The sequence below is a fragment of the Pseudomonas sp. Y3 TE3536 genome, from assembly GCF_053629175.1.
This window is the reverse complement of the sequence record NZ_JBRJHU010000001.1, coordinates 3,133,608-3,145,800: the sequence shown is the minus strand read 5'-3', so window position 1 is coordinate 3,145,800 and position 12,193 is coordinate 3,133,608. Positions and strand designations below refer to the sequence as shown.

Sequence of the window (12,193 nt, the reverse complement as noted above, 5' to 3'; positions counted from 1 at the left end):
CCCAGCCGTTGCGCTTGAATGCGCGGCCGGCGAATCCGCTTGCAAGCGAAACGGCTTGAAGCGCATATGCTTGATGGATTCGTGAAACATTTCGAAAGGACCGCGCATGTTTCTGTCCCGCTGGCTACCTGGCCTCGCCAACCTGTTGCACTACCGCCGTGAGTGGTTTCATGCCGACCTGCAGGCTGGGCTTTCGGTGGCGGCTATCCAGATCCCCATCGCCATCGCTTACGCACAAATCGTCGGCCTGCCGCCGCAATATGGCCTGTATGCCTGCGTGCTACCGATGATGGTGTATGCGCTGATCGGCAGCTCGCGTCAGCTGATGGTCGGCCCGGACGCCGCCACCTGCGCGATGATCGCCGGGGCCGTGGCACCGTTGGCGCTGGGCGACCCGCAGCGTATTGCCGAGCTGTCGGTAATTGTCACCGTGCTGGTGGGCGTGATGCTGATCGGGGCGGGCCTGGCCAGGGCCGGGTTCATCGCCAGCTTCTTCTCACGGCCGATCCTGATCGGCTACCTCAATGGCATTGGCCTGAGCCTGATCGCCGGGCAGTTGTCCAAGGTGGTCGGGTTCAAGATCGAGGGCGATGGGTTCATCCTGAGCCTGGTCAACTTCCTCCAGCGCCTGGGCGAGATTCATGGGGTGACCCTGGCCATCGGCCTGTCCGCGCTGGCGCTGCTGATCTGGCTACCGCAGCGCTACCCACGGCTACCGGCGGCGCTGGTGGCGGTGGCGCTGTTCACGGTTGTGGTAGGCCTGTTCGGCCTGGACCGCTTCGGTGTCGCCATCCTCGGCCCGGTACCGGCCGGCATGCCGCAACTGGCTTGGCCACAAAGCAACCTGGCAGAAATGAAAAGCCTGCTGCGCGACGCCCTGGGTATTGCCACCGTCAGTTTCTGCAGCGCCATGCTCACAGCGCGCAGTTTTGCCGCACGCCATGGCTACGCCATCAACGCCAACCATGAGTTCGTGGCGCTCGGGGTGAGCAACCTGGCGGCCGGGATGTCCCAAGGCTTTGCCATCAGTGGCGCCGACTCGCGTACCGCAGTCAACGACATGGTCGGCGGCAAGAGCCAGCTGGTCGGCATCATCGCTGCGCTGGTGATCGCCCTGATCCTGCTGTTCTTCACCGCCCCCATGGCATGGATCCCCCAGGCGGCGCTGGGGGCCGTGTTGCTGATGGCGGGCTGGGGGCTGATCGACATCAAGTCGCTGAAGAGCATCCGGCGCCTGAGCCGCTTCGAGTTCTGGCTCTGCCTGCTGACCACGGTCGGCGTGCTGGGCCTGGGCGTGCTGCCGGGTATCGTGTTTGCCGTGACCCTGGCGATCCTGCGCCTGCTGTACAGCATCTACCAGCCCACCGACGCAGTGCTGGGCTGGCTGCCGGGCACCGAGGGCCAAGTCGACATTCGCAAGTTCAAGGACGCCCGCACCGTGCCGGGGTTGGTGGTGTACCGCTTCGACGATGCGATCCTGTTCTTCAATGCCGACTACTTCAAGATGCGCCTGCTGGAAGCCGTGCAGAGCCAGGCCCAGCCCAAGGTTGTGCTGTTCGATGCCGAAGCGGTGACCAGCATCGACGTCAGCGGCATTGCCGCGCTGCGCGAAGTCCGCGACACCCTGGCTGCCCAAGGCATCTTCTTCGCCATCGCCCGCGCCCGCGGCACCTTCCTGCGCATGCTGGTGCGCTCAGGGATGGCACGGGAGATGGAGGACAAACTGCTGTTCGGCTCGGTACGCGCCGGGATCCGCGCCTATCGGGTGTGGCGGAACAGGAGTCGTGCCGAAGGCACTTAATAAGGAACAAGACTACATGCATGAGGGAAAGAGACGATCCGTCAGTTGGAGCATCATGCGTTAGCCTCGCTAACCCACGCTTGATTGATGCGACGGGATCCCTTTCCCCTGTAGAGCTGGGCGACCAGCGACTACGCCAATGGCGTATATCCTGCTATGCTTTTTACTGAAACCCCTCTGTTCACAAAGCGTGTGAAAGATCTGCTTGAGGATGACGAATATCGTCTTCTCCAGATCAGGCTGATGGCCCAACCTGAGGCTGGAGACCTGATTGAAGGAACAGGTGGGCTACGCAAGGTGCGCATCGCTGCCAAGGGGCATGGAAAACGCGGCGGAGCCAGAGTCATCTATTACCATTTCATCAGCAAATCACACATTGCCATGCTCTACATCTACCCAAAGAACGAGCAGCCTGACTTGTCCGCTGAACAGCGAAAAGCCCTGAAAAACATCATCGAAAACTGGAGGCATGCATGAGCCGATTCTTTGAAGAGCTGATGGAAAGCGTCCAGCAAATGGATGAAATTGTCCAAGGACGGCAGGTGCCCTCCCGAGTATTTGACATTGATGCGCTGCAGGTCAGAAGCATCCGTCAGTCAACGGGGCTCTCTCAGGTTCGGTTTGCCGAGATGATCGATGTTCAGGTTGCGACCCTGCGAAACTGGGAGCAAGGTCGCAGAGAGCCTACGGGCCCCGCCAAAGCACTGCTGCGGGCGATTCGCAACGACCCTGAGCATGTGCTCAAGGCCTTGGCGTATTGAGCAGGCCCTTGGGCTACTGGGGCCCGCACGCCTGGAAACTGACCTCACCCGGCCTGCCGATCAGGCTCACCAGGCCACACGGCAGTGACCCGCGCCATTGCAGGTAATCATGCCCCGCGGGGTACTCCACCGCTTCCACCGCATAGCCCTTGGCACGCAACACATCGCGCAGGTGGCGGTTGGTATCCAGAATCGTCGGGCCTTCGAACAGCCCCGATTGCAGGTAGAAACGCAGCGGCTTGGGGGTTGCCTGGACGTACTCACGGGTCAGCCAACCTGGCTCTTCCCCGTCCTTGGCCCACCAGTACGACCCCGACAGGCTCAGCACATTGCCGAACAACTCAGGGTGCATCAGGCCCAGGTAGGACGCGGCCAGCCCCCCGTAGCTGGAGCCGGCGATTACCGTACTGGCCGCGGGTGCACTCAAGCCTTGTTGTCGCGCCCAGGGCATTAGTTGTTCGGCCATGAAGCGGGCGAACCGTGGGTTGGGTGGCAGCTCCTGCTGGCGGCTGAGGTCGCTGGGGTTGGCGATGATGATGGCTGCCGTGGGCGGGATCAGGCCATCGGCGATCAGGTTGTCGAGAAGGGTCGGCGTAGGCACTTGGCGGGTATAGGCGTGGGCGTCGAACAGCACCAGCAAGGCCTGTCCTGCAGCACCCGGGCGCCAGCCAGCCGGTCGGTACAGGTAGACATCGCGCGTGTTGCCCAGCACGTCGCTGGCCAGGCGCTTGCGTTCGAGCGTGCCACGGGCGATACCCGGCCGCTCGGCTACCCAGGGTTGCGGTGGCGCATCCGGCAATTCCAGGCGTGAACGCGACAGCCAGGCATCACCGCTGCTGTCGGCGAAGGTGGCAGGGTTGAGCGGGTCGCGGCGCGTGGTGGCAAGAATCACCCGGCGGTCATCCGACGCTGGCACATCAGGCGCCATTTGGTAGCTGAGCCGGGTGCTGGCCGGGACCTCGAAACTGGCGTACCAGACATCGCTGGTGCCAAGCCGTTGCAGCGCTTCGTGACGGCCCGAAGGCGCGCCGAACATCCGCACATTGTGCTGGGCGCCGCGCCACAGAAACGTCACCAGGCGCTGCTGCGGCTGGCCCGGTAGCCGCTCGACCAGCGGCGTGCCCTGGGCCTTTCGCGCGTTCCAGAACGCCTCGGTATCACCGCCCTGGGCAAGCTGCCCGGCCAACTCGGCCAGGGCCGGGCTGGCCAGCCGTGGTGGGCTTTGCTGCTGCTCGGCACGCGCCAGTACCTGCTCCAGGCGCAGGCTGAAAGGGGCGCCCGGGCGCCCGTCCAGTGGCTCTGCACGCAAGCCATATGCACCCGGGCTGTCGGCGACAAAGATGAACGCGCGCGGCTGGTCCTGGCCGTCGATCAACAGGCGCAAGGGCCTGCCCTGCGGGTCCAGCAGGCGCAGGCTGACGTCGCCGTCGACCCGGCCGCGCACCAGGTCGCCTGCCTTGAGCCCAACGTGCCAGACCGTGCTGCCTGCGGACATGGCCTGGCCGTTGACAGCCTGACCGGGCTGCAGCGTGGCTTCGCTTGCAGCCTGCGCCTTGCTGCTGGCCAAGGCCAGCAGCAAGGCGCAACGGATGAGAGAGTTGCGGTTCATGCGCACCTCAGAAGTCGACGCTGGCGGACAGCTTCAAGGTGCGCGGTTCGCTGACGGTGGCATACCCCGGGTTGAACACCCCCGCCCAGTAGGCACGATTCTCGACGTTCTCCAGGCTGGCGCGCAGGGTCACGTCCTTGCTCAGCACGCGGGTGGCGTAGCGCGCGCCCAGGTCGTAGCGCGTCCATTGTGGGATTTTCAGCGTGTTCTCGTCGTCTAGGTACTGCGAGCTGCTGTGAATGCCCAGTGCCGTCAGGGTCAGGCCATCGACCCAGGGCAGGTCCCACTCGGCGCCGAGGTTGGCCGACCAGGCCGGTACACCGCGGGCGGTGTTGCCATCCAGGGTACCGTTGGCCGTCTTGCTCAGTTCGGCGCGGGTGTAGGTCACCCCGCCCAGCAGGCGTACGCCAGGGGCGGCTTCACCGAACATGTTCCATTCCACGCCACGGTTACGCTGCTCGCCATCATCGGTGTACCAGAAGGTGTCGCCGCGGGTGTTCTTGACCATGCTGGGTTTCTCGATCTGGAACACCGCCAGGGTATGGCTGAACGTGCCCAGGTCCCACTTCACGCCCGCTTCCATCTGCTTGGCCACGTACGGCGCAAATTGCTCGTCCTTGTTCAGGGCCCCCACCTCGGTCACCGTGCCACCTTGGGTCAGGCCTTCGATGTAGTTGGCGTACAGCGACACCGGCGCATCCCAAGGCTTGACCACGATGCCAAAGGCCGGGGTCAGTTTGCGTTCGTCATAGGCCGTTGGTTTGCTCATCTTCTGCCGAACCCGCTGGGCACGCGCACCCAGGGTCAGCAACACACGCTCGTCGAAGAAACCGAGGGTGTCGGCCAGGGCGAAGCTGGACAAGGTATTGTCGCCGGTCTTGTCGTTCGAGCCGTGATCACCGGCAATCACCCCTTTGACCGGGCGATAGAGGTTGGTGTCGTAGGTGGCGCCGGTGACCGTGGGCGCTCGGCCGATGTCCTGGTGCAGCAGCGACGTCGTCAACACCAGCTGGTGGGTGACCGGCCCCGTCATGAAGTTGCCGCGCAGGCCGGCCTCGCTGGACAGGCTGTGGGTGTAGCCGGCCTGGTTGTAAGTCTGCCCCTTGGCGCTGCCATCGGCCGCCTGCACCCGGATGCGGGTGCCGTTCAGGAAGCCGTCGTAGTACGTGCGCGCCCCACCCACACTGGCAAATGCCGTCCAGTCGTCGTTGAGCTGGTACTCGCCGCGCAGCACCACTGCCTTGCTGACTTGTTTGGCATAGATGCCTTCGAGCACGTTGGTATCGGGCTTGGGCGCCTTGGTCACGTAGCCCAGCTCGCTGAAGCCCGCCATCATCGGGCTGCCGTTGTCGAGTTTTTCATGGGTCTCGTAGGCATCCAGTTCGAGCTTGAAGTCGTCACCTCGGTAATCCAGCGCCAGGGCGGCCAGCGTGCGGTCCTTCGACTGTTCGTCGACGCCCATGTCGCCACTGCCATACACCCCATTGAAGCGGACACCAAAGCGCCCATCCGCAAAGCGTCGGGCCACGTCGATGTGCTGGGCAAAGTAGCCGTCGGAAACGTAGCTTGTGGTCAGCCGGGTCAGTGGGGCATCGCCGGCACGCTTGGGTACCAGGTTGACATTGCCGCCCACCCCGCCATTGGGCGCCATGCCGCTGAGCAATGCGCTTGGGCCTTTGAGCACTTCGACCCGTTCGAGGAATTCGGTCGGCACATGGCCATCTGGCGCCAGGCCGTACAGGCCATTTACCGCCAGCTCCGAGGATTCCAGGCCATAGCCACGGATCATGAAGTTCTCGTAGGCATGGCCTTCGCCGGTGCTGAAGCGGATCGACGGGTCATTGCGCAGCACGGCGCCAACCGTGCCGCTCTGCTGGTCGGCGATGGTCTTGGCGGTGTAGGCGGTGATGTTGAATGGCGTGTCCATGATGTCGCGATTGCCCAGCATGCCAAGCCGTGCACCGCGCGCCACCTGGCCGCCGCTGTAGGCCTCGGGCAGTTCACTGTTGAAACCGGCGGCGTTGACGTTGGTGGCGCCGAGGGTCAAGGCGCCGTCCTCGGCGGTGCTGCGCAGGGTCACCACGCCGTTGTGCTCCTCGGCCACCAGGTCGGTGCCGATCAGCAACTGCTGCAAGGCTTGCAGCACGCTGAAGCGCCCGTGCAGGGCTGGCGCAGTGCGGCCCGCGAGTACCCGGCTGTCAGCGGCAATGGCCACACCGGACTGGCGGGCAAGGGCGTGCACCGTGGTTTCCAGCGATTGGCTCGGAAAATCCAGGGCCAGTGGCTGGCTGTCAGCCAGGGCCATGCCCGGCGACAACAGGCTGCCCAAGGCACAGGCCAGGGCCAGGTGGCGCAGGGGCACGGATAAACGGGTGGAGGCGAACGACATGAAGGGTCCTTGCTCTTGGAGGGGTTCACCGTTGATGACGCCGCTCCAGCGGCTTACCCCTCAAAACTTTTTTCAGCGCGCCAACAGTTCCACCCTGCCCTGCCGTTCGCTCAGGCGTACCGGCAGAATGCGTGGCAACGCTTCCAGCAGTTTCTGCGGCTGATCGATAGGGAAGCTGCCGGTCAGCTTCAGTTCGGCGACTTCCGGCGCCAGCAGCACGGGCCGCGGCAGATAGGCATTGAGCTCGCCGATCACTTCGCGCAGCGACTGGTCGGTGTAAGACCACCAACCGCGTTGCCAATGGTCGACGTCCGGGCCGAGTCGCCCCTGCGCATGCAGGTTGCTCAGGTGCCCCTGAGCATCGATGCAGACACGTTCGCCAGCGCCAAGGGTACGTTCGCCACCGTGCAGGTCACGCACCTGTACACGGCCGCGGGCCACCGCCACGAACACCCGGTCACCCCGGTCGCTGACCGTGAAGGCCGTGCCCAGCACCTGGACACTGCCCACACGGGTGCTGATATGGAAAGGCCGCCAGCGCTCATGGGCGACGTCGAAGAAGACATTGCCGTGCAACAGCATCACCTGGCGCTGGCCATGGTCGAAGCGGATACGCAGGTTGCTCTCGGCCGCCACCAGCAGTTGGCTGCCATCGGGCAAGGCCAGGCTGCGGGGCTGTTCGCCGTGCGCGGTCTGCAGGTCTTGCTGGAATGCAGCGGTGCGCTGCCACATCCAGCCCAGCCAGCCACCTGCCGCCAGCAGTACCGCCAACGCGCCGCCCTGGCGCAACAGGCGCCGACGGCCCGGATCATGCGGCTGCGGCTGCAGGGCGCCGCGCAATTGCGGCGCCAGGCGATGCACCAGTTGCCAGCGCTGCTCGGCCTCATGCCAGGCGCGCTCATGTTCGTCGCTCTTACCCCGCCAGCGCAGCGCCTGGCCGCTGGCTTCGCGCACACGCGTGGGGTCGTCGCCATGCATCGCCGCGAGGTAGACCAAGGCCTGTTGCACCTTGCGTGCGGCAACCGGGTCAGCCATGGCGGCTGGCCAGGCGCAGTTCGGAGAGGTCGAACACCGCGCGGGCGATGTGCAGTTCCACCGACTTGGCCGACAGCGCCAGCGCCTCACACACCTCGCGATGGCTCTGGCCATACAGCCGCACCCGCACGAACACTTCGCGGCGCAGGCGCGGCATGCGCTCGATCAGTGCAATCAGTTGCTGCAACTGCTCGCGCGCGATCAGGATGTCCTCGACGCTGGGGCTCAAGCCGTCGACGCGCACCAGCCAATCCTCCAGCGCCGCCAACTCGGTGCTGCGCCGCCGGTACTGATCGATGCACAAGTTACGCGCCGCCTGGAACAACAACGCGCGCGCATTGAGCACCGGCGCATTCAGCGCGTGGGCATAGGCCTGGGCAAAGCTGGACTGAGCGATGTCAGCGGCGTCGTCGGGGTTGCGCAGGCGCCCGCTGAGGTAGCGACGCAGGTCACTGTAGTTGGCCAGCAGATCATCGACGACCGCCTGCAAGGCCGGCGCAGGGCCGCTCCAGGGTGTGGAAAAGGATGTCATTGAAGGTGAGCGTCGCTAATAGGAATCCGTATCATTCTCACACATGACTTCTTGTCCTCGCCAGCCTCAATCACCTAGCGCTTGAATGACATGCTACAGTCGCCCCGTTTTCCGCTCCGCCCAACGGACCCCGCATGCCCGCACTTGACGCTTACCTCACCCCCTGGCCAGAACTCGACCAACGCCACCCTTGCGACGCCCTGCTGCTGGGCAACGGCGCCAGCCGTGCACTGTGGAAGCCGTTTGGCTATTTCTCGCTGTTCGAGGAAGCGCAGCGCGCGGGCCGCAAAAAAGGCCTGGCGATCAGCGACCAAGCCTTGTTCAAGTCACTCGCCACCGAATTGTTCGAGCCCGTGCTCAGCGCCCTCAACAGCACGGTGCGGGTCAACGCGGCCCTGGCCATCAACTCCACTGCACCGCTGAACCGCTACTACTCGATCAAGGAAGCGCTGATTCATGCCGTGCGCACGGTGCACCTGCCATGGCCTTTGATGCCAGCCGCCACGCTGGCCATGCTGAACCAGGCCTTGCGCGGATATCGCAACATCTACACCAGTAATTACGACCTGATCGTGCCTTGGGCCGTGCAGCACGCCCCCCAAGGTTTTGCCGAGCTGTTCGATGAGCAAGGCTTTTTCGACGTACGCCGCACCCGCAGTGAAGGCACCCGCGTGCTGCACCTGCATGGCGGCCTGCACCTGCTGAAACTGCCGGATGGCACCACCCGCCAACGCAGCGCAGAGAGCGCCGAGTTGCTCGATGGCTTTGCCGTGAACATTCCGGGGGAAGTGCCCTTGTTCATCAATGAAGACCGCAGCGACGAAAAGCTGCGCGCCATTCGTCACTCGGACTACCTCAGCTGGGGCTTGGCGCAATTGGCGCAGGAGAGCCAGGGGCTATGCCTGTTCGGGCAGCATCTGGACAGCAGTGACCAGCACCTGGTCGAGGCGGTTCGACAGGCACAACCTCGCCATTTGTCGATTGCCATTCGGCCGTTGGGGGAGGCGTCGGTGATCAATCAGAAGCAGCACTTCATCGACCGGTTCGGGGATTTACCGGCGACTGCGCTGCACTTTTTCGATGCGAGTACGCACCCGTTGGGGTTGGCTGACTTGGCGATCGAGGTGCCGGCTGCTCGGCGTTGAGGTGAGCTCGGGATTAGGTTCAACAGGCCAGGTTCGTTGAATGGCCAAAAACCCGCTCATAGGCACTCGATACATTGACCGTCATCGCTACGCGAGCCAGATCAAGTGTTTGCTGGCCGATAGCATAGCTTCCGCGTGCCTGTAACCAGACCAGAACCTCAGCCAGGTGCCAAAGCGAAGTACTGCCCTCGTGAATAGGTGCCGGAAAACTATGGCTGTGCGCGAGCATTAATTTACGCATGTTCTGGCGCGATACGCCTACCATTTCGGCTACATCGGTAAGCCCGACGAGGTCTGGGGTTGCCTCGATCAGGCGCGCGGCAGGCACTGCTTCACGAACACCGTCAAGGGCGCTATGTATGGCTTCTCTGGCCGTTGAAGCCTCGCGCACAAACGCCAGCGCCAAACGACCGGGCTGCCCTACCCCAACCAAGGCGTCGTCACAACCCGCCTTGGCCAGACGCTCCAACAGCGCATCGGTATCTTCGTTTTCGTTCAGTTGATACTTCAGGGTGAACTCATATTCCATCGCTACTGCTCCTCGGCAGCATGTGCTGCGCCCTTCGTCATCCTGCCGCCAGAACAGTTATCCACCACACGCCGTAGCTGGCGTGCAAAGTTGCCTGGGCTCTTTGGGGTACTCCAGACGCTGGTAATGCAAAATTCCCCACAACGGCAATCTGCGTCGTTGAGGGGGCAATACAGCTTCCCCCAGCAATGCCCACCGCCACCTCGACTCTCCATCCCTGTGACTCCGCGTGCCTCAAGGCCTGTTCGACCTCCTTCTTGGCATGACTGGGGCGTGACATCAGCTTGTCTCCAGTGTGGGCTCGCAATGACAAGGTTGTCAAACGACAACCAGGAATACCTTGCAGGTGCACGCCACACTACAGACTTCTTCACGTCAAACACCGTCTCGAGGTGCTCTGGAGAAATTTCCTACCCACATTCAGGATCAGCGCTCAGCGAGCATTCAGATCAACCCGTCCCCCCGCAACAACGTCTCCAGGCAATGCTCCTGCACCCCATAAAACCCCTTGAGTTGCGCAATCTTCTCCAGCAGCGCCGCGTTATCCACCGGCTGTTTGCGCTTCACCGCGAGAATCATCTTGTTCTTGTTGGTGTGTTCCAACGAAATGAACTCGAACACCTTGGTTTCATAACCACAGGCTTCCAGGTACAGCGCTCGCAGGCTGTCGGTGAGCATCTCGGCCTGCTGCCCCAGGTGCAACCCATACTGCAGCATCGGCTGTAGCAAGCCTGGGCTGTGCAGTTGCGGGCGGATCTGTTTGTGGCAGCACGGCGAGCACATGATGATCGCGGCGTTGCAGCGGATGCCGGTGTGGATGGCGTAGTCGGTGGCGATGTCGCACGCGTGCAGGGCGATCATCACCTCGATGGCTTCGGGCACCACGCTGCGTACATCGCCGCACTGGAATTCAAGGCCCGGGTGGTCCAGGCGCGAGGCCGCGGCGTTGCACAGGTCGACCATTTCCTGGCGCAGCTCCACGCCGGTCACTTGGGCGTCGCGGCCCAGCGTGTTGCGCAGGTAGTCGTGCATGGCGAAGGTCAGGTAACCCTTGCCCGAGCCAAAGTCGGCTACGCGCAGGGCCTGTTCGGAAGGCAGCGGCGCGCTGGCCAGGGCGTGCTCGAACACCTCGATGAACTTGTTGATCTGCTTCCACTTGCGCGACATCGACGGGATCAGCGCACCTTGCGCATCGGTCACGCCCAGGTCACGCAAAAAGGGCCGCGACAGCTCCAGGTAACGCTTTTTCTCCCGGTCATGGCCACTGCTCGCAGCCGCATCACGCGGCGCCTGGGCGCCGTGGCGCTGGAGCATGGGCTTGCCTTTCTTGCTGAAGGTCAGTTGCACTTCGCCGTCCGCATCGAACAGGTGCGCATTGCGAAAGCTGTCAGGCAGCAGCTCGGCAACCAGCGCTTCGGCCTGCTCCAGTGGCAAGTTGCGGGTGATGTCACGGGTCTGGTGGCGATACACCAGTGACAGGCAGGGCTGGCCCTTGACCTGCAGTGGCTTGGCGATGATCCGCTGCAGGGACTGATCGGCACCCACATGGCGCGCCAGCACCAGTTTGACCAAGGTATTGCCGTGCAGGGCAGCGCTCAGCAGCTCAAGGAACTGGGTGCGCGCCTCTGGCGCGGTGGAAGCGGAAGGACTGGCGGACATGAAAAACGGTGCCTCGAGTTGCGGGGAGCGCGTTGCGCAATGCCACGCATTCTACAGGTGTGAGGCTGGCCCCCCAATCCATACGCCCGCTTTTGTCAGTCCAGAATCACCAAACGGTTGGGCAGTTCGTTGCGGGCATGGGTGCGCGGCACGTGCTCACTGAGCAACTCACCGCAGGCGTCGATGCAATCGACAAAGCCTTGCAAGGTCCGGCCCTGACGCACCTGTTCGGCAAAGCGCCCTACGATGGCCGCGCGGGCGCTGGCATCGAGGTATTGCTCCACCCCTTGGTCGACCAGGATTTCCACATGCCGCTCCGCTTCGCTGACGAAAATCAGCACCCCCGTGGCACCGCGGGTGCGCTGCAGGTTCTGCTCGCGAAACTGCTGGCGGGCCAGGCTCGACGCCCGCCAGCGGCGCCAGGCACGCGGAATCAGCCAGCCGGCCAGGCGCGGGTGGCGCAGCAGCAGGCACAAGCCGATGAACAGCACGACGTTGGCCACCAGCAAGCCACGGATACCGGGCCAGCCCAGCAGCATCTGCAGCAAGCCCGGTACGGCCAGCGCCAGCACCGCGGCCCAGAACAGTGGCAGGTAGGCGTAATCGTCGGCACGGCGGGCCAGCACCGTTACCAGTTCGGCATCGGTACGCCGTTCGGCACGGGCAATGGCTTCGGCGATCTGACGTTGATCGTATTCGTTGAGGGGGGTCATGCCAGCGGTCTCTCGATCGT

11 protein-coding genes and 1 pseudogene are annotated in these 12,193 nt (G+C 63.7%); 4 read left to right on the top strand and 8 right to left on the bottom strand.

What is annotated here, in order from left to right:
* The first annotated feature begins 106 nt into the window (after nt 1-106).
* The 3 genes from AB7M33_RS14265 to nadS all read left to right on the top strand — a co-directional run bounded on the left by AB7M33_RS14265 (nt 107) and on the right by nadS (nt 2,562).
* Nucleotides 107-1,801, top strand: a complete 1,695-nt coding sequence (locus AB7M33_RS14265) for a SulP family inorganic anion transporter (RefSeq protein WP_454243010.1) — start codon at nt 107-109, stop codon at nt 1,799-1,801.
* A gap of 156 nt (nt 1,802-1,957) precedes the next feature.
* Nucleotides 1,958-2,278: a type II toxin-antitoxin system RelE/ParE family toxin gene (locus tag AB7M33_RS14260; protein WP_454243009.1), complete on the top strand. Its 321-nt coding sequence runs from the start codon at nt 1,958-1,960 to the stop codon at nt 2,276-2,278.
* A complete protein-coding gene (gene nadS / locus AB7M33_RS14255; protein ID WP_454243008.1) occupies nt 2,275-2,562 on the top strand; it encodes a NadS family protein in 288 nt (95 codons plus the stop codon). The genes AB7M33_RS14260 and nadS overlap by 4 nt, the downstream gene beginning before the upstream one ends.
* A gap of 13 nt (nt 2,563-2,575) precedes the next feature.
* Here nadS and AB7M33_RS14250 read toward each other — a convergent pair whose 3' ends face one another.
* From AB7M33_RS14250 to AB7M33_RS14235, 4 genes are all read right to left on the bottom strand, one after another.
* Nucleotides 2,576-4,171: an alpha/beta hydrolase-fold protein gene (locus AB7M33_RS14250; protein WP_454243007.1), complete on the bottom strand. Its 1,596-nt coding sequence runs from the start codon at nt 4,169-4,171 to the stop codon at nt 2,576-2,578.
* Between the two features lie 7 nt (nt 4,172-4,178).
* A complete protein-coding gene (locus tag AB7M33_RS14245; protein WP_265968408.1) occupies nt 4,179-6,560 on the bottom strand; it encodes a TonB-dependent receptor in 2,382 nt (793 codons plus the stop codon).
* Nucleotides 6,561-6,632: 72 nt separating this feature from the next.
* On the bottom strand, nt 6,633-7,595 hold the full coding sequence (locus AB7M33_RS14240; protein ID WP_454243006.1) for a FecR family protein: 963 nt from the start codon (nt 7,593-7,595) through the stop codon (nt 6,633-6,635).
* Nucleotides 7,588-8,127 carry an RNA polymerase sigma factor gene (locus AB7M33_RS14235; RefSeq protein WP_099455186.1) on the bottom strand — a complete coding sequence of 180 codons (540 nt, stop codon included), beginning with the start codon at nt 8,125-8,127 and terminating at the stop codon, nt 7,588-7,590. Before AB7M33_RS14235 ends, AB7M33_RS14240 begins: the two co-directional genes overlap by 8 nt.
* Nucleotides 8,128-8,261: 134 nt before the next feature.
* Here AB7M33_RS14235 and AB7M33_RS14230 point away from each other — a divergent pair, with 134 nt between their 5' ends.
* On the top strand, nt 8,262-9,272 hold the full coding sequence (locus tag AB7M33_RS14230; RefSeq protein ID WP_454243005.1) for a DUF4917 family protein: 1,011 nt from the start codon (nt 8,262-8,264) through the stop codon (nt 9,270-9,272).
* 19 nt (nt 9,273-9,291) lie between these two features.
* Here AB7M33_RS14230 and AB7M33_RS14225 read toward each other — a convergent pair whose 3' ends face one another.
* The 4 genes and pseudogenes from AB7M33_RS14225 to AB7M33_RS14210 form a co-directional block, all read right to left on the bottom strand.
* Nucleotides 9,292-9,801: a helix-turn-helix transcriptional regulator gene (locus AB7M33_RS14225; RefSeq protein WP_412764027.1), complete on the bottom strand. Its 510-nt coding sequence runs from the start codon at nt 9,799-9,801 to the stop codon at nt 9,292-9,294.
* 2 nt (nt 9,802-9,803) lie between these two features.
* Nucleotides 9,804-10,081 (bottom strand): annotated as a pseudogene (locus tag AB7M33_RS14220) (hypothetical protein).
* 164 nt (nt 10,082-10,245) lie between these two features.
* The gene (locus AB7M33_RS14215) at nt 10,246-11,460 is read right to left on the bottom strand and encodes a class I SAM-dependent methyltransferase (RefSeq protein WP_454243004.1); all 1,215 of its coding nucleotides are present in this window, start codon (nt 11,458-11,460) and stop codon (nt 10,246-10,248) included.
* Between the two features lie 95 nt (nt 11,461-11,555).
* Nucleotides 11,556-12,173: a TPM domain-containing protein gene (locus AB7M33_RS14210; RefSeq protein WP_085273589.1), complete on the bottom strand. Its 618-nt coding sequence runs from the start codon at nt 12,171-12,173 to the stop codon at nt 11,556-11,558.
* Nucleotides 12,174-12,193: the final 20 nt, after the last annotated feature.

Coding starts and splice junctions, on each gene's coding strand:
- AB7M33_RS14265 (WP_454243010.1), top strand. CDS start 107: ATGTTTCTGTCCCGCTGGCTACCTGGCCTCGCCAACCTGTTGCACTAC.
- AB7M33_RS14260 (WP_454243009.1), top strand. CDS start 1,958: ATGCTTTTTACTGAAACCCCTCTGTTCACAAAGCGTGTGAAAGATCTG.
- nadS (WP_454243008.1), top strand. CDS start 2,275: ATGAGCCGATTCTTTGAAGAGCTGATGGAAAGCGTCCAGCAAATGGAT.
- AB7M33_RS14250 (WP_454243007.1), bottom strand. CDS start 4,171: ATGAACCGCAACTCTCTCATCCGTTGCGCCTTGCTGCTGGCCTTGGCC.
- AB7M33_RS14245 (WP_265968408.1), bottom strand. CDS start 6,560: ATGTCGTTCGCCTCCACCCGTTTATCCGTGCCCCTGCGCCACCTGGCC.
- AB7M33_RS14240 (WP_454243006.1), bottom strand. CDS start 7,595: ATGGCTGACCCGGTTGCCGCACGCAAGGTGCAACAGGCCTTGGTCTAC.
- AB7M33_RS14235 (WP_099455186.1), bottom strand. CDS start 8,127: ATGACATCCTTTTCCACACCCTGGAGCGGCCCTGCGCCGGCCTTGCAG.
- AB7M33_RS14230 (WP_454243005.1), top strand. CDS start 8,262: ATGCCCGCACTTGACGCTTACCTCACCCCCTGGCCAGAACTCGACCAA.
- AB7M33_RS14225 (WP_412764027.1), bottom strand. CDS start 9,801: ATGGAATATGAGTTCACCCTGAAGTATCAACTGAACGAAAACGAAGAT.
- AB7M33_RS14215 (WP_454243004.1), bottom strand. CDS start 11,460: ATGTCCGCCAGTCCTTCCGCTTCCACCGCGCCAGAGGCGCGCACCCAG.
- AB7M33_RS14210 (WP_085273589.1), bottom strand. CDS start 12,173: ATGACCCCCCTCAACGAATACGATCAACGTCAGATCGCCGAAGCCATT.